Genomic DNA, 19,990 nt, shown 5'->3' with positions numbered 1-19,990 from the left:
TGCAATATTGATCCGTATTGGATTTTGCTGATTGTCTTTTTCCTCGCCAATAGATTCCCTTATACTGTCAAAGCAAACACACCCAGTTACAAATAATATTAAGTTACAGGTGTGAACATAAGCGCTCAGTCCCGTTCCGGTTTGAGTGCTAAATGGGTAAAAAAATAAAACAAGTTTAACTTGGGAAGAGGCATCACTGGAAAACTATGGAAAAGACACCATCTGGATTTATCGGGTTTATCGCCCGTGGTAGTTTAGTTAAACAAATACTGGTCGGTTTGGTGGCGGGTATCATTTTGGCCGTGGTCTCTACCCCTGCAGCTACAGCCGTTGGTCTGCTCGGTACATTATTCGTTGGTGCATTGAAAGCTGTTGCACCGATATTGGTTTTGATGCTGGTCATGGCCTCCATTGCCAACCATAAACAGGGGCAAAAAACCAGTATCCGCCCTATTCTGTTTTTGTATCTATTGGGTACCTTTTCAGCCGCATTGATTGCTGTGGTGGTTAGCTTTATGTTCCCATCCACCCTTATTCTGGCGACCAATACTGCTGAAATCACCCCTCCCGGTGGGATTGTAGAAGTACTGAAAGGCTTGCTGAACAGCATAATTGCTAACCCGATTCATGCGCTGCTCAATGCCAACTATATCGGCATTCTGGCCTGGGCCGTGGGCTTGGGTATTGCCTTGCGTCATGCTGCGGATACCACTAAAGCCTTAATTAATGATATGTCTGATGCGGTGACCAAAGTGGTACGAGTGGTTATCCGTTTTGCGCCGCTGGGTATTTTTGGCTTGGTTGCCTCCACCATGGCAGAAACGGGTTTTGGCGTGTTACTGGGTTACGCACAGCTACTCATCGTATTAATTGGCTGTATGTTACTGGTGGCATTAGTAATAAACCCACTGATTGTGTATTGGAAAATTCGCCGTAACCCATATCCACTGGTCTTTGCCTGCTTGCGTGAAAGTGGTGTAACCGCCTTCTTTACCCGCAGTTCAGCGGCTAACATTCCCGTAAATATGGAAATGTGTAAGAAGATGAACCTGAATGAAGACACTTACTCAGTCTCCATTCCATTGGGTGCCACCATTAACATGGCCGGCGCGGCAATTACTATCACCGTGCTGACACTGGCGGCGGTACATACGCTGGGTATTCCGGTTGATTTACCCACAGCGCTGTTGCTGAGTGTAGTGGCTGCGGTCTGTGCCTGTGGTGCATCCGGGGTTGCCGGTGGCTCGCTGTTGCTGATCCCATTGGCTTGCGGCATGTTTGGTATTCCAAACGAAATAGCAATGCAAGTGGTCGCAGTTGGTTTCATTATCGGTGTGTTACAGGATTCAGCCGAAACCGCCCTGAACTCCTCCACCGATGTGCTGTTCACTGCCGCAGCCTGCCAGGCAGACGATGCCAGATTGGCTAATCCAGATCCACTGGCGAACCGTAAAAGCATCTGAATCAGGATAGTGTCATAACCCGTGGGGGCGATTACAGCCCCCAGTTTTATTGGGCGGCGTCTTCTTTTACCGCTTTCTTCTCAACCCGGAAAGGGTCTATTCCTTTAAGTTGCAGGCGGCGGAAACGGATAATATTAAAACCGTTTAGCAGTAAGAAACTGCCTTCAATTAATGAGCCACCAATAGAGCCCAACCATACGTTATGGATAACCCAGCAGACGGTGGAGACCCACATCACACAACGGGTGGTCAGCCCATGGGTGCGAAACAGTGCCCAAGTACTAATTACCGTGCCAAAAATGGGCAATATTTCCACCGCATGTTGCATACGCCAAATACCAAAAGTCAGCGTCAGGATGATAAAGACCATCATCGCAATATTACTGCGCGTTTTAGCGGCTACCAGATTACGTAATGCGTTAAGCATGGCACTACTGCCGGCAGCACTGGCTCCCATCAGGAAGAAGTGGCAACCAATAATGGCACTGTATGCGGAAAGTTGAAGTTTGAAACGCCGTTCATCACGGTTGAAAAACATGGTGATACCGACAAAAAATGCCAGTACACCAATGGATTGAGCAAACCAATAGAAGGTCATGGTGGGGAGTCCTGAAGTGCAGTTACCCGCACTGAGTCTGACTGTTAATAATGAACCCCCTTCGTGCTTGAAGCCACAGGATTGTTAGCTGCCCTTTACTCGGCCCATCCATGGGCTTTATCTCGTTCAGGCCACTGCAAACAGTGTTCAAATCAGCTCGGCAGATTTGTCACCCGAATCACTTACTTGAGTAAGCTCATCGGGGTTTATTCGCGGGCGGCCTACCTGTAACTCCAATTACTTTGGGTATCGGAGCTTATTTATAAAAAATAAAACACCGTTTCATATTATTCGAAAGACATACTATTTACAAGGTTACACCACTTTTAAAGATCGCCAGTTCGCGGAAATCATTCACTTCATTGCGCGCCGGTTTACCATTGGCAATGTCGACAATCAACTCGACAAACTCAGTCAACAAGGTGTCCATTGAGGTGCCGTGAATCAACTTACCAGCATCAAAATCAATCCAATGTGGCTTTTTCGCTGCCAATTCACTGTTGGTTGCCAGTTTCACCGTCGGTACAAAACCACCGTAAGGTGTGCCACGACCAGTACTGAACAGCACCATATGGCAGCCAGCACCCGCCAAAGCACTGGTTGCCACCGCATCATTGCCCGGTGCGCTGAGCAGGTTCAAGCCGGGACGTTGCAAGCGCTCGCCATATTTCAGTACATCGACCACTTTGCTCTGACCCGCTTTCTGGGTGCAACCAAGGGATTTCTCTTCCAATGTGGTGATACCGCCCGCTTTATTACCCGGTGATGGGTTTTCATAAATCGGTTGGTTGTGAGCGATAAAGTACTGTTTGAAATCATTGACCATACTGACCGTCTTTTCAAAAGTCGCTTCATCGCGGCAACGGCTCATCAGAATACGTTCCGCACCGAACATCTCCGGTACTTCGGTCAGTACAGAAGTTCCGCCATTCGCAATAACATAGTCAGAGAAGCGCCCCAGCAGAGGGTTAGCCGTAATACCGGACAAACCATCAGAGCCGCCACATTCCAGACCAAATTTCAGTTCACTCAGTTTGCCCGGCACCCGTTGGTCATTACGCATCACCTGATAGAGCGCATGTAAATGCTCTAAACCGGCTTCAACTTCATCATCCTGCTGCTGGCAGACCATAAAGTGCACGCGATCTTCATCAACCTTGCCCAGCGTAGTTTGGAAAACATCTACCTGATTGTTTTCACAACCCAGGCCAATCACCAGCACCGCACCCGCGTTAGGGTGACGTACCATGTTTTGCAGCATGGTACGGGTATTTTCATGATCCTGACCCAGTTGTGAACAACCGAATGGGTGGCTGAACAGATAAACACCATCAATACCTTCTGCATCCTGAGTCTCTTTCAGGAAACGCTGCTGGATTTGGCGGGCGATGCCATTCACGCAACCAACAGTCGGCACTATCCACAATTCGTTGCGAATCCCCACATTACCGTTAGCACGACGGTAGATTTGTACCTCACGATCTGCCATTTGTGGTGGCAGGTCACTGAATTCCGGCTGATATTGATACTCATCCAGATCACTGAGGTTAGTCTTGGCATTTTGCGAATGAATATGTTCGCCAGGTTGGATGAGAATTAATGCATGGCCAATAGGCAAACCATACTTAACGATCATCTGACCCGGTTCGATCGCTGTTAAAGCAAACTTATGGCCACGGGCCACCGGCTGAGCCAGCTTAACGCTGAGCTCACCGGTTTCAATGACTTCATCTGCGGCCAGGTCTTGCAGTGCGACAGCAACATTATCCAGCGGGTGAATTTTTATAATACTTTGCATAGTTAAACCTTTAGCTATAGGCCGCTACCGCAGCTCTCATACCACGATCAATGATTGTTTGCAGTTGCTCTGTCACCTGGTTGGCCAGTTGTGGAACGGCGGTCAAATCCTGCCCCCAATGGGTCGCATCAGACAGTACGCTGTTAACTAACTCAGCCAGAGTGATATCACTGTGTTTTACACCACTCCACAAGGTGGAAAAGCGTTCCAGCCAGTGAGCATCATCCTGCAACGGGTAAGTTTGACCCTCACGCTCACCACGGTAAAAGGCGATAAGGGCTGCCAGAGCAAAGGTCAGACGCGGTGGTAACTTACCTTGCTGCTGCTGGTAGGTTAGCAACTGTGGCAAAATACGCGTACGGAATTTAGTCATACCATTCAAGGCGATAGACAGCAGTTGATGCTGAATGAACGGGTTGCGGAACCGGCTTAATACCGCTTGCGAGAACGACAATAATTCGTCTTCTGGTAAATCCAATACCGGTACAATCTCTTCGGTAATGGTTTTCTCTACAAAGCTGCTGATTTGTGCGTCATCCATCGTCTGGCCGACAGTGTCCAGCCCAGAGAGGTATGCCACGGGTACCAGCGCGGTGTGTGCACCGTTCAGAATGGCAACTTTGCGTTCTTTATAGGGTTTGATGTCATCAACGATACGCACGTTCAGCTCAAGCTGATCGAGGCGCAGTTCCTGAGCCAGTTCTTTTGGCCCTTGAATAACAAACAGATAGAAGTATTCTGCGGTATCCAGGAAGCTGTCCTGATAACCCAGTTCGGTCTGTAAGGCAGCCACTTCATCACGCGGATAGCCTGTAACGATGCGGTCAACCAGCGTTGAACAGAAAGTATTGTTTTCCGTTAACCACTGGGTGAAAGCGGCAGGTAACTGCCAGTGACTGGCATAACGCAACACCAGTTCGCGCAGTGCTTCACCATTGTAATCAATCAGTTCGCAAGGCAGTAACACCCAACCTTTATCTGCGGCACCGGCAAAATGCTCGAAACGTTCAAACAGTAAACGGGTCAATTTAGCCGGGAAAGAGCTTGGGGGTGCGTCACTGAATTGGTCGGCTTCATTCCAGGCAATACCCGCTTCGGTGGTATTTGAGAACATAAAGCGGATATTGGCATCGCGGGCCAGCGCCAAATATTCATCGAACTGACGGTAAATATTGATCTCACGGTTAACTGAGCGGATCAGGCGGGATTCACGCACCGCTTCGCCCTGCTCATTCAAACCACGGATCACCGCAGTGTACAGACCATCCTGAGTACTGAGTGACGGTGGAAAATCAGTATCGATCGGGCGGATCACCACGATCCCGGCATTCAGATCGGTGTGTTCATTGAGTAAATCAATCTGCCAGTCAACAAAAGCACGCAGGAAGTTACCTTCGCCAAATTGAATGATCTTGTCAGGGTGGCTACGGCCGGGAAAGTCACGACGGTTTAGAGTTTGCATCAGGGTTCACCTCATAACGCATACAGCCATGGACCGGCATTACTGACAGTCCGTGCTTTGCAGGCAATCCTTTCTTTGTAGAGAAGGTCTTTACCGCAGTGCAGCCGGGCGTTAAATAAATAATGAGTTAGAGTTATACAGAGCCGCTAACCGGCCCTGTTATTTGTTATTCAAAGCGATTACAGCTCGATGGCAAAATATTGCTTCGCGTTATCGAAACAGATGTTTTTCACCATTGAACCCAGCAGTTCAATATCTGCCGGAGCTTCGCCATCTTCCACCCAGCGACCAATCATCTGGCACAGGATGCGACGGAAGTATTCATGGCGCGTATAAGACAAGAAGCTGCGGCTATCCGTCAGCATGCCAACGAAGCGGCTTAGCAAACCAAGTTGTGCCAGTTGGGTCATTTGGCGTTGCATGCCATCTTTCTGGTCGTTAAACCACCAGCCGGAACCGAACTGCATTTTCCCCGCAGCACCTTCGCCCTGGAAGTTGCCAACCATCGTGCCGATAACTTCGTTATCACGTGGGTTCAGGCAGTAAAGGATGGTTTTTGGTAATGCATTACGCAGGCCCTGAGCATCCAACAGACGGGACAGTGGCTGCGCCAGTGGTTGGTCATTGATGGAGTCAAAACCGATATCCGGCCCCACCAGGTTAAACATGCGGCTGTTATTGTTACGCAGAGCGCCGATGTGGTATTGCTGCACCCATTCACGGCGGTGATATTCGCCAGACAGGAATAGCAACACTGCGGTTTTAAACTGGGCGATCTCTTCAGTAGTGGGCTGATTACCGGCCAGACGGCGCGCCAGAATCGCATCCAACGTGGCTTCATCTGCTTCACCGTAGACCACGACGTCCAAGGCATGATCCGATACTTTACAGCCGTGCGCGGCAAAGTGGTCCATCCGTTTGTTCAGTGCCGTGCACAGATCGGCAAAGCGGCTGATAGAGGTATCAGCGGCAGCTTCCAAGCGTTGCATGTAGTCATTAAAACCAGCGGCTTCAATGTTGAAGGCCTTATCTGGACGCCAGCTTGGCAACACTTTGATGTTGAAACTGCCATCAGCAGCAATAGCTTTATGGTGGCGTAGGTCATCAATCGGGTCATCAGTGGTACCGACCATTTTTACATTCATCTGCTGCATAATGCCGCGCGCAGAGAAACTGTCCTGAGCCAGTAATTCGTTACCGCGTTGCCAGATCTCTTCTGACGTTGCAGGAGATAATAATTTACCTGTAATACCAAATGGACGGCGCAATTCAAGATGAGTCCAGTGATACAGCGGGTTACCAATAGTATGTGGAACCGTGGCAGCCCAAGCTTCGAACTTCTCACGATCACTGGCATCGCCGGTACACAAACGTTCTGCTACACCATTAGTCCGCATAGCACGCCATTTATAGTGGTCACCTTTCAACCAGATGTCATACAGATTCTTAAAGCGGTAGTTTTCTGCGATCTGTTCAGGGGGTAAATGGCAATGATAATCAAAGATCGGCTGATCTTTTGCGTAGTCATGATACAGACGACGGGCGAATTCGGTGTCCAGCAAAAAGTCTTCGGTCAAAAACTGCGACATATTAGGTTCCTCACTTGAGTACATCTTAGAGCACTGCTCTCTGTTATCGCGAAGTTATCACACCAATTTCATCTATCGTCCAGCATTTTTTTATCGATAGAGATCGCAAAAACCTAACAAAAAGAACAAATACTCAACATTTATAATCTATTTAGCCCCTTGCGGCACTAAGTCTGTCGGGTTCTATTATTCCCTAATTGAAAAGTGGTTTTTGTGATATCACTCAACTTTTAAATCTGTATGACAAGTTATTGTTGCGTCGCCCTCAGTCATCTCATCCGCATTGCTCTATCAAATGCGCTGATTTGACCCAAGCGGGAAGACACAAGCAAGAATGAGAGCAGCTACAGCACAGTTGCTCTCAATAGGAAGGGATACCCAAAGCAGTTGAAGCTCGTGACAGCACGTAGCCTCAACGCCAATAAGAAGGTATGACCCAACGTAATTGGTGTTACAGGTCGGCGGCAAACGAGTGAATCCGGCAAAACTGATTCCAGTCAGTGATGCGGGGGAATGAGAGCAGCTAACACCGCTGTAACGTCAATTAAGCAGGGTCGGGTACCACCACATGCACAGCGATGTAGGTTGGACCAAATTGCGCCATGAGACGCCGCTACAGGTCGCGCTTCATAGCAGTAATCTTAGACTGGGAGAAAGTTATAAATGATGCGTAAAATTAAAGGCTTACGCTGGTACATGATCGCTTTGGTCACCGTCGGCACCATATTGGGTTACTTAACACGTAATGCTATTGCGGTTGCCGCACCGACGTTGCAAGAGCAGTTACATATCACGACACAGCAATACTCTTACATCATTGCCGCTTATTCTGCTGCTTACACCCTGATGCAACCGGTAGCCGGTTATGTTCTGGATGTGATGGGCACCAAAGTGGGCTATGCCATGTTTGCCATTATGTGGGCCATCTTCTGTATGAGTACCGCGTTAGCCAGCAGTTGGGGCGGTTTAGCTATCGCTCGTGGTGCGGTAGGTATGGCAGAGGCTGCTATGATCCCAGCGGGCCTGAAGGCTAGTAGCGAATGGTTCCCGGCAAAAGAACGCTCCATTGCTGTAGGTTATTTTAACGTCGGTTCCTCTATCGGCGGCATGATTGCACCACCACTAGTGGTGTGGGCTATCGTGATGCACAGTTGGCAGATGGCATTTATCATCACCGGTGTGCTCAGTCTGATTTGGGCTATTGCCTGGTTAATCCTCTACAAACACCCGAAAGACCAGAAAAAACTGACTGATGAAGAACGTGAATACATCCTCAGTGGTCAGGAAGCACAGCACTCCACTGCTAACGCGAAAAAGATGTCTGCATTGCAGATTATCCGTAACCGTCAGTTCTGGGGCATTGCGATCCCGCGTTTCTTGGCAGAACCAGCTTGGGGAACATTTAACGCTTGGATCCCGCTATTCATGTTTAAAGCCTATGGCTTTAACCTGAAAGAAATCGCCATGTTCGCCTGGATGCCAATGCTGTTTGCCGATCTAGGCTGTATTTTGGGTGGCTACCTGCCGCCGTTGTTCCAGAAACACTTCAAAGTTAACCTGATTGTTTCCCGTAAGTTGGTGGTAACAATGGGTGGTCTGTTAATGATTGCACCGGGGACTATCGGCCTGTTCACTAGCCCTTATGCCGCTATCGCACTGCTGTGTGTTGGGGGCTTTGCTCACCAATCACTGTCCGGCGCACTGATTACGCTATCTTCCGACGTATTTGGTCGTAACGAAGTGGCCACCGCCAACGGGTTAACCGGTATGGCGGCCTGGACTGCCAGTACCATGTTCGCTCTGGTGGTGGGTGCGTTGGCAGACACCATGGGCTTCAGCCCGCTGTTTGCTGCACTGGCGGTATTTGATGTGTTAGCAGTAGTGGTTATCTGGACGGTACTGCAAAACCGCCCGGCGGTTGAACCTGCAATCGATCCGATACAACAGGCACCTGCCGGACAGAACTAATCTGACTAGTCATTATTGAGCCATTGGTTCGACTCCAGCCCGGTAATCATTTACCGGGCTTTTTACTTCTTCTTTGCCCTGAGTTTAGGACGTATTTTCCATCACAACTGTGATAGCAATGACTAGAACCCAATAGGGATAAGTGGTATAACAAGTCCAATTGTATCTCGTTCGGGATATCATGCCTTCCAGACAAAATGAGCCGCAAAATTTGCTGCCTCAATTGATCCCAAGAGCCTTAATCATGGAATTCACAGAAACCAGACGGTTGTACCAGCAGTTAGCCGCAGAGTTAAAGCAGCGCATCGAAGCGGGTGTTTATCCGGTGGGGGATAAATTGCCGGCAGAACGCTACATTTCAGAAGAGATGAATGTCAGCCGCACCGTGGTCCGTGAAGCGATTATCATGCTGGAAGTAGAGGGTTACGTCGAAGTGCGTAAAGGCTCCGGCATCCACGTGATGTCGAATCAGCAAAAGCACCTCGTGATGCCCAACCACAGCATTGAATTCGCCACCGCAGGCCCCTTTGAGCTATTACAGGCCCGCCAGTTGATCGAAAGTAATATTGCTGAATTTGCCGCCACTCAGGTTACGCGACAAGATATCGTGCAATTAATCGAGATCCAAAAGCATGCGCGCCAGGAAGATCGCTTCCGTGATTCACAATGGGATCTGAAATTCCACGTGCAGGTTGCTCTGGCCACCCAAAATACCGCCATGGCAACGATTGTCGAAAAAATGTGGAGCCAGCGGGTACATAACCCTTACTGGATCAAATTGCATGAGCATATCGATGATAAATCGATCGAGAGCTGGTGCGAAGATCACGACAGGATCCTTGAGGCACTGATGCGTAAAGATCCTTACGCCAGTAAACTTGCTATGTGGCAACATCTGGAAAATACCAAGCAGATGCTGTTTCGTGCTACTACCGATGATTTTGAATTTAATGTGGATCGTTATTTATTCACAGAAAACCCCGTTGTTCATCTCGATAATCTGATGATGAATAACAATATGGTCGCGAATAGTAAAAGCTGATCCTTGCCCGGATTGTTGCAGGCCATGGGAAGAGAAACTGATTCTTTTCTTTCTCTTCCCGGTCTGATTATGCTGCTTTGTAGTCAGTAAATGTCGACTTCTGTCAACAAACGTCAGTATCAAGCCTATTTTTAAACCATTGCTTAATAAACACCCAGTAGGTCTCTATATTTCCCTGTTTCATATCCCGCTATTTTGCTAAAGTGGCAGCACTTTTTTACTTGGGTGCTTTGGGAGCGAAACGCAAAAACATGCGCTGGTTGTTTGCTCTATTTATTGCAGTGTCTGGCTGGGCCGGTTCGGTCTCCGGCAACCTGCTATCGCCCACTCATTCTACCCCATCCGGCATGGCGCTCTCAGCGCTGAGTTCTGTTTATCATGACCACCACGATGTTAGCGACACGCCATCATCTGTAAGTGCATTTTCACCTTACCTGCACCTGCAAAATAAGGTCATCTCCTCCCAATTACGTCTGATGGGTTTGCCGGTCAAAAAAACGGCCATAAAGAATCGGCTGGGTGCCACCAAGTTTACTGGCTCAGCCAATCCGTCGTTGGCCAATAACTCATGGTCTGGGGCATATCTGCCGATGTCTCGCAACAGTCGGGCGGATGAAATATATAAACAGCCGAGGCAATCACTGCCACTGCTTAACTACTCCAACTGGATGTTCCATGTATCGACACAGCAAAATCGTGTGGGTGGCTGGAAAGAGAGTAATATTCAATATAGCGGGATGCTTACCTACCACCATGATGGTCAGTTGTCGTAGCTGTCCAGGCAGTTACAGCGAGAAGTATATTTACCTATTGATATCAGCGAATTGGTTTGTTTTTAACACATTTATCAAAACCATCGCTTAAACACGAAAAGCCATCCGTTATTTTTGCGAGTCGTGTTTATAAACTAACGAATATACCCAAAGTAATTGGTATTGCAGTCAGGCAAAACGAACGAATCCCGCCCATTGATTAGCATCTCAGTGATTCGGGTAAGAAAGCGCCGCTGCAACGTCAGGTAAGAAGGGTATACAACAATGACGTTTTAGGAATACCAGATGGATATCATTAAAGAACTCTTACATGCTCTATGGGCACAAGACTATGAGACACTCGCGAACCCGTCTCTGGTATGGGCCATTTATATCCTGCTGTTTGTCATACTTTTCCTGGAGAATGGCTTGCTGCCAGCAGCCTTTTTACCGGGCGATAGTCTGCTGATTCTGGTTGGTGTACTGATTGCAAAAGGTGCAATGAGTTTCCCTGTGACCCTCGTGGTATTGACTACTGCCGCCAGCCTTGGATGCTGGGTCAGTTATATTCAGGGTCGATGGCTGGGGAATACGAAAGTAGTACAGGGCTGGTTGTCTCATCTACCCGCTCATTACCACCAGCGCGCCCATAATTTGTTCCATCGCCATGGTTTATCAGCCCTACTGGTAGGCCGTTTCTTGGCATTTGTGCGTACCTTGTTGCCAACTATTGCCGGACTTTCAGGCCTGAACAACGCCCGTTTTCAGTTCTTCAACTGGATGAGCGGTTTCCTGTGGGTATTGATCCTGACAACCATGGGCTTTGCCTTTGGTAAAACCCCCGTATTCCTAAAATATGAAGACGAAGTGATGTTCGTCCTGATGTTATTGCCACTGGCACTATTGGTGATTGGCTTGTTTGGTTCTTTATATGTGCTTTGGCGCAAAAAAAATACGCCGCCGGTTGCCGATAGCAATGACAATAATAAAGGTAAGCCAGAGTGATCAACCTCAGGGGCCGTTTCGGCCGCCCGGTCTGGCACTATCTTATCCTGCCAGTTACAGCGTTGTTGCTGGCAGCCCTGTTGTTTACGCCGATCATTTTGCGCACAGAAAGTGCGTTGAAAATTCGACCTAACCAACAGGGGTTGTCCTTGCCTGATGGGTTTTATCTGTATCAACATCTCGATCAACGTGGAATTCGGATAAAAAGCATCACTCCAGAGGATGATAGCCTGGTGGTGAGCCTGGAATCCCCAGAACAGCAGAAAGAAGCCATTATCGTTTTACAGGATATCTTGCCGAGTGGTTATGTGATTGTCTCGAGCGAGTCCAAGAAACGTCAGCGTCTGTTGCCTGCATTCAGAAATACCCCACAGAAAGTGGGATAATCATTGCTGCGGGGAGCGAAATCCCCGTAGTCATCTCTTGTTTTTCGTCCATTTATTCCGCTGATATCTGATTAATCTATAAAAAATCCTGTGGTAAACTTGGGTATCACATAATTCAGCGCTATGCTTAGACATTCACGGCAACCTGTTTCGTCCCTGACTCTTGCTGTAAAAGGAAGCAATACTATGTTGTTACGTCACTCTCTCCTGTTGGTTTTACCCATTGTCGTGTTTTGTAATGTTGCTCAGGCAGTGGTAGACAATGAATGCGATATAAAAGCCAAAGAAATCCAACAACAGATAGATTATGCCAAACAACATGGCAATACCCGCCGCGCTGCTGGTCTGGCAACAGCCTTAAAAGAAGTAAAGAGCAATTGCACGGCGGAGAGCCTAAAGGCCGAACGACAACAAAAAATCAGACAAAAGCAGCACAAAGTCACTGAGCGTCAGCAAGAGTTAAAAGAGGCTCAGCAAAAAGGTGATGCTAGCAAAATTACCAAGCAGCAGAAGAAGTTAGTGGAAGCACAAGCTGAGTTAAAGCAAGCTCAGGCACAAAAGTAGCAACTCCGGTTTTAAATACGAGAATGGCGACTCATCAGGGTTATTTAAGATTATTAACCTTTTAACCTTGTAAAATATTCGCTACGTTATGTATTCACCTCAGTTATGTTAAGGAGCTATTACATGCCACAAGATAAAACCTCTGAACATTTACGCGCTGAACTTAAGTCACTGGCAGATACTTTGGAAGAAGTGCTGCAAACTTCGACCGATAAGCCGAAAGCTGAGTTAGAAAAGCTGCGAGCCAAAGCGGAAAGCGCGTTGAAAGATACTCGCGAGCGTCTGAGCGAAACCGGCGATAAAATCGCAGCCCAAACTAAAGAAATTGCTGATAAAGCAGATACCTATGTTCACGACAATCCTTGGACTGGCGTAGGCATCGGTGCTGCTGTCGGCGTGGTGTTAGGCGTTCTGTTGTCTCGCCGCTGATTATGGCTGAGCTTCCTCACACTCAGGGCCCCGGTAAAGGGGTCCTCGATACTGTTCATCGTATCGCTACCATTGTGGTAGGCATGGTTGAAACCCGTGTACGTCTGGCTGCTATTGAGCTGGAAGAGGAAAAAGCAACACTGGTTCAGTTGCTGATGATGGCAGGGATTACCTTGCTGTTTACCGCTTTCGGGTTGATGAGTCTGCTGGTATTAGTCATATGGGGTATTGATCCTGCCTATCGTTTAATGGCGCTTGGCACTACCACTGCCGTGCTATTAGCACTAGCGATAATCGGTATTATCTGGACTCTCACCAAGGCGCGCCGCTCCACACTGCTGGGTTCTACCCGTAAGCAACTGGAAACGGATCGCGAGTTATTGGAGAAAGAGCGTTGAGCCGCCGTAAATTAGCACAGGAAAAGGCCGCATTGTTACATGAGATCCAGCAGCAACGTCTGGATCTCGCCAACAGCGCCGCACATTGGCTTGAGGTCACTGCACCTTATGATCGCGGTTGGGCACAAATCGTCGGTATGCGAAAATATTTGATGATTGGCTCCAGCCTGGTCGCGCTATACGGTATCCGCCACCCGAGTAAATTCATCCGCTGGTCGCGTCGGGCGGTTGGGTTATGGGGAACTATCCGATTGTTTCGTAACACTTTTCTCTTACGTTAACCTGCCGTTACTTCACTTGGTGGCATATCGGTATCTCATGCGGGCTACTGACTGCCCTTCCCCATTTCTTATGCCTAAACAGACCGTTTTTCGGCTTTAATCTGCTTACACTTCAGTTTTTTTGATAAAAACAGACAGTTTTACTTGCTAACAACTTCTCAACTTCTCAACTAACATTCTCTCATCAACTCAGGGAGTTTGCGGGATAACACCGGCAAGCGACCACACACAAGCACCTTTGATTAACCATTAACGCCCGCAGATGCCAGGCATTAATAGAACAACTTTTTGGAGAAGTCGTCGATGAACAAATTACAAGATACTGGCCTGTTGGTAGCACGCATTCTGATGCCGATTCTGTTTATTGTAGCCGGTTACGGCAAAATGGGTGATGCCTATGCTGGCACGCAACAATATATGCAAGCGATGGGTGTCCCAGGCTTCTTCCTACCATTGACCATTTTGCTGGAATTTGGCGGCGGTCTGGCAATTTTGTTTGGTTTCCTGACCCGTACCACTGCACTGTTCACCGCGGGTTTCACTATTCTGACGGCACTTATCTTCCACACTAACTTTGCGGAAGGCGTTAACCAGTTGATGTTCATGAAAAACCTAACCATCGCTGGCGGTTTCATTGTGTTGGCGGTTGCCGGCCCGGGTGGTTTCAGTATTGACCGCCTGCTGGGTAAGAAGTGGTAAGGCTATACTATAAAATGCAATCCCCAAAGTAATTGGAGTTGCAGTCAGGCAGCAAGCGAATGACAAATTGGTTTCCAATTTGAACAGCATTTATAGGCTAGCCGTAGGGTGAGCCTCAAGGATGAGGCTCATTAATCCCGATGAACTTACTCAGGTAAGTGATTCGAGTGAATAAGAGCAGCTAACAACGCTACAATTTCAAGAACACGGGGGATTGGATGGGACAGCTCGTAGACGGCATGTGGAAAGACATCTGGTACGACACAAAATCTACCGGTGGCCATTTCAAACGCAGTACCTCACAGTTCCGCAATTGGGTGACTGCTGATGGGCAGGCGGGCCCACAAGGTAAAGCTGGCTTTAAAGCCGAAGCACACCGTTACCATCTGTATGTTTCTCTTGCCTGCCCATGGGCACACCGCACTTTACTCATGCGCACACTGAAAGGCTTAGAGTCACTGATTTCAGTTTCTGTGGTACATCCACTGATGCTGGAGAATGGCTGGACCTTCGCTAATGATTTCCCTGCCGCCACCGGCGACGAACTCTATCATCTTGACTATCTCTATCAGCTTTATCTGCGCGCCGATGCAAATTATAGCGGGCGGGTAACCGTTCCGGTGTTATGGGATAAGCAGCAACAGACAGTCGTTAGCAATGAATCTGCCGATATCATTCGTATGTTCAATACTGCTTTTGATGGCCTCGGCGCCAAAGCGGGGGATTATTACCCTACAGCGTTACGCAGTAATATTGATGATATCAACGGGTGGGTTTACGATCAGGTCAATAATGGGGTGTATAAGGCGGGATTCGCCACTACACAGGAAGCCTATGACGAGGCAGTTAATACCTTATTTGATGCATTGGCCAAGCTGGAACAGATTCTGGCGAAACAGCGATATCTGACTGGAGGCCAACTGACGGAAGCGGATTTGCGTTTATGGACCACATTGGTGCGTTTTGATCCGGTATATGTCACTCATTTCAAATGTGATAAGCGCCGTATCAGCGATTATCTCAGCTTATATGGCTTTTTACGCGATATTTATCAAATTCAAGGCGTCGCTGAAACAGTAGATTTTGCCCATATCCGCAATCACTACTATCGCAGCCACGGCACTATAAACCCTTACGGGATTATCTCCATCGGCCCACAGCAAGACCTGCTGGAGCCACATGGACGAGATACACGTTTCACTTTATTAACAGATTAACGCGCAGTAGCCATAACAGCTTAAGGCGTAGCGAGCTAAGTCAGACTAAGTGCGTACAGCGCGGAAAAACCGGAGCGTACACGTAGTACGTGAGGATTGTGAGCACTGCACAATCTCAGTATGACGACGCGCAGTAGCCGTTTACTTATTAGCGAACAATCTAGGGATTTCTCGCAGGAACCACGACTTAGCCTCCCCCATACTGTCGCGCCGCCATGCCATAATAATATCGGCCTCACGGCTGAACTCTGGCCCGACAACCCGTAAACGGCCCGCTTCAATGTCTTTTTCTACCATTTCATAGGGCATGGTCGCCACACCCAAACCAGCTAATAAGGCCCGCCGCTTATCTTCGATGGTGCTGACCGTCAAACGTTGCTGTTTATCCAGCAATTGCACCGTGATAACTGGCCGCTCACGAGCGGTATCCGCTACAGCGACACCACGGTATTTCACTCGGGTCAGTTCTGACAGAGGTTCTGGTTCCAAATGAATGGGGTGGTCTGGGCTGGCAACATAGACACTGGTCACTTTGTACAGTTTACGGCTGTTAATCTCTGAAGATGCACGGAAATGCATATCGGGCGCAATGACGATATCAGCCCGCCCTTGCTCCAACCGTTCCCATGCCCCGGCCAATACTTCGGTAAATATGGAGACCTGAGTATTAGCTTTGAGCGCCAGTTTGTCGATCAACGGGAACAGTTTCCATGCCGGAGACAATGCCTCACTGACAATCGTGATATGTGTTTCCCAGCCGCGCGCCAGTGCCTCAGCATCGGTAGTCAGTTTGTCTGCGGCCTCCAGTAACACCCGCCCGCGATCCAGTAGCATCCGCCCAACATTGGTAAATTTGGTGCGATGCCCGGAGCGGTCGAACAACACCACATCAAGCTCATCTTCAAGTTTCTGCATGGTATAGCTCAGCGCAGAAGGTACCCGTCCCAATTCATCAGCCGCCGCGGCAAAACTACCACGGCGGTCAATAGCATCCATTACTCTCAATGCTTCTAACGTTAGCGCCCGATCTTTGGCCATCATTTTCTCAATCAGGAAATTTGAATATAGCGACCAGATTAACTGGCTAACAATCCGTCGTCCAGACGCTTACCATCTCTTTATCAATTAATATCAGGATAGGGCAATCATTGTCATGATCACATGCAGAACAGCAAAACAGTGCGGGCAAGCTGACTATGGTTGGCTCCAAGCCCGTTATACTTTCTCATTCGGCCACTATTTTGATCCGAAACTATTGGGTTATGCCTCACTGCGCGTCTTGAATCAAGAGGTGCTGGCACCGGGAGCCTCATTCCAACCCCGAACTTATCCTCAGGTTGATATTTTAAACCTGATTTTACAGGGCGAGGCTGAGTATCGAAATAGTCTGGGTAACTATGTGCGCGGTAAAACTGGTGATGTGTTGCTCTTTTCTGCTCAATCGGGTGTCAGCTATAGCGAGCATAATCTGAGTGCAGATAAGCCATTAACGCGCATTCAGTTATGGCTCAATGCCTGCCCTGAGCAGGAAAGCAATCCCGCCCAGCACCTGTCATTATGCACGCAGCCACTAAGGCTACTAGCGTCTCCTGACGGTGAGCAGGGCAGCCTGAAACTGCGTCAGCAAGTATGGATTCATCATCTGGATTTAGCCGCGGGCGAACAGTACACCATTGACCTACACGGCCCAAGGGCTTATCTGCAATCCATTCACGGAACAGTAACGGTGGATGGGCCGCAAGCCAGTGAAACTCAGCGCCTGACCTGCGGTGATGGTGCTTTTGTACAAGAAGAACGGCATCTGGTGATTAAAGCTGAAACGCCGCTGCGTGCCCTGCTCATCGATTTGCCTGCGTGAATATGGGCGAGCACGCCAGCTAAGATTTAATGGGAAAAGTGCGAGGTTCCCCCCGCGTGACTCCCAGTATAATTACGGTTTTAACGACGCCATATCGATCACGAAACGGTATTTCACATCGCTTTTCAGCATCCGCTCATAGGCGTCGTTGATATCCTGAATCTTGATCATCTCTATATCTGAAGCAATGCCGTGTTCAGCACAGAAATCGAGCATTTCCTGTGTTTCAGCAATGCCGCCAATACATGAACCGGCCACCGAACGCCGTGCCAGAATCAATGGCATGGTGTTTATCATTGGGCTAAGATCACCAAGAAAACCAACAAATACTAGGGTGCCATCCACATTCAGTGTCGGCATGTACGGGTTGATATCATGGACATAAGGCACGGTATCGATAATCAGATCGAATTGCCCTTTGGTCGCGTCCATTTGTGCATCATCGGTGGATAACACAATATGATGTGCACCTAAACGACGAGCATCAGCCTCTTTACTCGGTGAACGGGTAAAGAGCGTCACTTCAGCCCCTAATGCATTCGCCAGCTTTAATGCCATATGACCCAAACCACCCAGGCCAACTACCGCGACTTTACTGCCTTTACCCACTTTCCAATGGCGCAGCGGCGACCAGGTGGTAATACCGGCGCACAGTAGTGGCGCGGCAGCTTGCAAATCCAAACCAGCAGGCATTTTCAGCACAAAATCTTCAGAAGCTACAATGGATTGTGAGTAGCCACCATAGGTTGGTGTATGGTCGTGACGATCAACACCATTGTAAGTTTGCACATTGCCCTCTGCACAATACTGCTCCAGACCCTGTTGACAGGGTTGGCACACTCGGCAGGAGTCCACCATGCAGCCAATTCCGGCAAAATCACCCACCTTGAATTTCGTGACACTTTTACCCACGGCGGTGACTTGCCCAACCACTTCATGCCCGGGTACCAGCGGATAGCTGCTGAACCCCCAGTCGTTACGCGCCTGATGCAGGTCTGAGTGACAGACACCGCAATAGAGCACATCCATCACCACATCATCAGGACGCGGATCGCGACGGGTAAACTCGAGTGGGGCAAGGGGAACTTGTGCGGATTTGGCTGCATAACCGAGAACTTTTATCGTCATGATGTATCTCCGGTATCATAAACACTGTGATTTGAAGCTCGATAAACCTTAAAAAACGTCGAGGGTAAACGGTTTGAGTATAGGGAAAGTTAGTTTCAAGGAAATTGCTACCTAGAGAGTATAGGCCTGTAAAGTAGCAATCCTGCCTCTATTTCTGCTCTGATATTAAGCGAACAAATTACAATCCAGTAAGCTTCTCCAATGTTTCGGGATAGCGATCACCCATTATCGTTACTTGTGCAGCCGCGTTATTAATCTGTTGCAGATCAGCAGTGGTCAACTCTACATTCACCGCACCAATATTTTCTTCTAACCGATTCAGTCTGCGCGTACCGGGGATCGGTACAATCCAGGGTTTCTGCGCCAGCAACCAGGCAAGAGCGATTTGCGCAGGCGAGCTACCCTTTTGGTGAGCGACCTGCTGAATCAAGGTGATTAACGCCTGATTAGCGGCCAAGGCTTCGGGAGTAAATCGTGGTAACGTGCTACGAAAATCATCACTGGCAAACTGGGTTGATTGATTCATGTTACCCGTCAGATAACCTTTACCCAGTGGGCTATAAGGCACCAAACCAATGCCAAGTTCTTCCAGCGTTGGTATGATTTCTTGCTCCGGCTTACGCCACCATAATGAGTATTCACTTTGCAGGGCGGTTACCGGCTGAACAGCGTGAGCTCGGCGAATGGTCGCCGCCCCAGCTTCAGATAAACCAAAGTGTTTTACTTTACCCTCTTTGATTAAATCCTGTACTGCACCGGCCACATCTTCAATGGGTACATTGGGATCGACGCGATGTTGATAAAACAGATCAATAACATCCGTTTTCAGCCGTTTGAGTGAGGCTTCCGCCACTTTTTTAATATGCTCTGGTCGGCTGTTTAAACCGATCCATTTTGGCCCGCCGTTCGGATCAGCCTGAAAACCAAATTTGGTCGCAATCACCACTTTATCGCGCAGAGGTGCCAGCGCCTCACCCAATAATACTTCATTGGTGTAAGGCCCGTAGACCTCTGCGGTATCGAAGAATGTCACGCCAAGGTCCACCGCTTTGTGCAACAAAGAGATCATCTCCTGTTTATCGGCGGCCGGACCATAACTGAAACTCATCCCCATGCAGCCTAAGCCCATGGCGGACACGTCGAGATTACTGCGACCCAATGTGCGCTTTTGCATTTCTTTTACTCCTACTTGTAATTTATTTGTCATTACGAGGCATTCATTAAATAAATGTCGGTAGCAAAAAAGGTAGCAAATGTCCGAGCAGAGGATTAGATGGATAAATGCGCATGTGTATATGAATTTAACTCATAAATTTATTTATACTGGAACACACAGGCAGATAAACAGGTATA

The 19,990-nt window shown here is 48.4% G+C and carries 20 protein-coding genes; 13 read left to right on the top strand and 7 right to left on the bottom strand.

The window, feature by feature from the left end:
• The first annotated feature begins 206 nt into the window (after positions 1-206).
• Positions 207-1,463: a serine/threonine transporter SstT gene (sstT, locus tag V1955_RS02320; RefSeq protein ID WP_083162336.1), complete on the top strand. Its 1,257-nt coding sequence runs from the start codon at positions 207-209 to the stop codon at positions 1,461-1,463.
• Positions 1,464-1,509: 46 nt separating this feature from the next.
• On the opposite strand, the gene V1955_RS02315 is transcribed toward sstT, so the two are convergent.
• The 4 genes from V1955_RS02315 to uxaC all read right to left on the bottom strand — a co-directional run bounded on the left by V1955_RS02315 (position 1,510) and on the right by uxaC (position 6,910).
• Complete coding sequence (locus V1955_RS02315) at positions 1,510-2,061, bottom strand: YgjV family protein (protein ID WP_083162334.1); 552 nt, start codon at positions 2,059-2,061, stop codon at positions 1,510-1,512.
• 307 nt (positions 2,062-2,368) lie between these two features.
• Entirely contained in the window at positions 2,369-3,859 is a 1,491-nt protein-coding gene (locus V1955_RS02310; RefSeq protein ID WP_083162332.1) for a UxaA family hydrolase, read from the bottom strand.
• Between the two features lie 10 nt (positions 3,860-3,869).
• Positions 3,870-5,321 carry a tagaturonate reductase gene (locus tag V1955_RS02305; protein ID WP_442820466.1) on the bottom strand — a complete coding sequence of 484 codons (1,452 nt, stop codon included), beginning with the start codon at positions 5,319-5,321 and terminating at the stop codon, positions 3,870-3,872.
• Positions 5,322-5,500: 179 nt separating this feature from the next.
• A complete protein-coding gene (gene uxaC / locus V1955_RS02300) occupies positions 5,501-6,910 on the bottom strand; it encodes a glucuronate isomerase (RefSeq protein ID WP_372560459.1) in 1,410 nt (469 codons plus the stop codon).
• A gap of 663 nt (positions 6,911-7,573) precedes the next feature.
• Between uxaC and V1955_RS02295 the strand changes: the two genes are divergently transcribed.
• From V1955_RS02295 to V1955_RS02245, 11 genes are all read left to right on the top strand, one after another.
• Positions 7,574-8,878, top strand: a complete 1,305-nt coding sequence (locus V1955_RS02295) for an MFS transporter (protein ID WP_083162326.1) — start codon at positions 7,574-7,576, stop codon at positions 8,876-8,878.
• A gap of 244 nt (positions 8,879-9,122) precedes the next feature.
• Complete coding sequence (exuR, locus tag V1955_RS02290) at positions 9,123-9,920, top strand: transcriptional regulator ExuR (RefSeq protein WP_083162325.1); 798 nt, start codon at positions 9,123-9,125, stop codon at positions 9,918-9,920.
• A 251-nt stretch (positions 9,921-10,171) separates the two neighbouring features.
• Positions 10,172-10,693 carry a hypothetical protein gene (locus tag V1955_RS02285; protein ID WP_193784768.1) on the top strand — a complete coding sequence of 174 codons (522 nt, stop codon included), beginning with the start codon at positions 10,172-10,174 and terminating at the stop codon, positions 10,691-10,693.
• 285 nt (positions 10,694-10,978) lie between these two features.
• On the top strand, positions 10,979-11,677 hold the full coding sequence (locus V1955_RS02280) for a DedA family protein (protein ID WP_083162324.1): 699 nt from the start codon (positions 10,979-10,981) through the stop codon (positions 11,675-11,677).
• Positions 11,674-12,063, top strand: a complete 390-nt coding sequence (mzrA, locus tag V1955_RS02275) for an EnvZ/OmpR regulon moderator MzrA (protein ID WP_420073425.1) — start codon at positions 11,674-11,676, stop codon at positions 12,061-12,063. The genes V1955_RS02280 and mzrA overlap by 4 nt, the downstream gene beginning before the upstream one ends.
• Before the next feature lie 186 nt (positions 12,064-12,249).
• Positions 12,250-12,627, top strand: coding sequence for a DUF1090 domain-containing protein (locus V1955_RS02270; protein WP_102970527.1), 378 nt, complete (start codon positions 12,250-12,252; stop codon positions 12,625-12,627).
• 123 nt (positions 12,628-12,750) lie between these two features.
• Positions 12,751-13,056, top strand: a complete 306-nt coding sequence (locus V1955_RS02265; RefSeq protein WP_083162322.1) for a DUF883 family protein — start codon at positions 12,751-12,753, stop codon at positions 13,054-13,056.
• A gap of 2 nt (positions 13,057-13,058) precedes the next feature.
• Positions 13,059-13,454, top strand: a complete 396-nt coding sequence (locus V1955_RS02260) for a phage holin family protein (RefSeq protein WP_083162321.1) — start codon at positions 13,059-13,061, stop codon at positions 13,452-13,454.
• The gene (locus V1955_RS02255; protein WP_372560454.1) at positions 13,451-13,735 is read left to right on the top strand and encodes a YqjK-like family protein; all 285 of its coding nucleotides are present in this window, start codon (positions 13,451-13,453) and stop codon (positions 13,733-13,735) included. The genes V1955_RS02260 and V1955_RS02255 overlap by 4 nt, the downstream gene beginning before the upstream one ends.
• A gap of 303 nt (positions 13,736-14,038) precedes the next feature.
• Positions 14,039-14,434, top strand: a complete 396-nt coding sequence (locus V1955_RS02250) for a DoxX family protein (protein WP_004714887.1) — start codon at positions 14,039-14,041, stop codon at positions 14,432-14,434.
• 218 nt (positions 14,435-14,652) lie between these two features.
• On the top strand, positions 14,653-15,651 hold the full coding sequence (locus V1955_RS02245; protein ID WP_372569690.1) for a glutathione S-transferase family protein: 999 nt from the start codon (positions 14,653-14,655) through the stop codon (positions 15,649-15,651).
• Positions 15,652-15,792: 141 nt separating this feature from the next.
• On the opposite strand, the gene V1955_RS02240 is transcribed toward V1955_RS02245, so the two are convergent.
• Positions 15,793-16,689 carry a LysR family transcriptional regulator gene (locus V1955_RS02240; protein WP_083162318.1) on the bottom strand — a complete coding sequence of 299 codons (897 nt, stop codon included), beginning with the start codon at positions 16,687-16,689 and terminating at the stop codon, positions 15,793-15,795.
• A gap of 115 nt (positions 16,690-16,804) precedes the next feature.
• Between V1955_RS02240 and V1955_RS02235 the strand changes: the two genes are divergently transcribed.
• The gene (locus V1955_RS02235) at positions 16,805-17,509 is read left to right on the top strand and encodes a pirin family protein (protein ID WP_442820465.1); all 705 of its coding nucleotides are present in this window, start codon (positions 16,805-16,807) and stop codon (positions 17,507-17,509) included.
• A 72-nt stretch (positions 17,510-17,581) separates the two neighbouring features.
• On the opposite strand, the gene V1955_RS02230 is transcribed toward V1955_RS02235, so the two are convergent.
• Positions 17,582-18,637, bottom strand: coding sequence for an NAD(P)-dependent alcohol dehydrogenase (locus V1955_RS02230; protein WP_083162316.1), 1,056 nt, complete (start codon positions 18,635-18,637; stop codon positions 17,582-17,584).
• A gap of 178 nt (positions 18,638-18,815) precedes the next feature.
• A complete protein-coding gene (locus V1955_RS02225) occupies positions 18,816-19,811 on the bottom strand; it encodes an aldo/keto reductase (protein WP_083162314.1) in 996 nt (331 codons plus the stop codon).
• Positions 19,812-19,990: the final 179 nt, after the last annotated feature.

It is taken from the genome of Yersinia sp. 2545 StPb PI, from assembly GCF_052217125.1.
Lineage (GTDB): Bacteria > Pseudomonadota > Gammaproteobacteria > Enterobacterales > Enterobacteriaceae > Yersinia > Yersinia enterocolitica_E.
The sequence above is the reverse complement of the archived record's forward strand: the minus strand, read 5'-3'. Positions and strand labels throughout refer to the sequence as shown.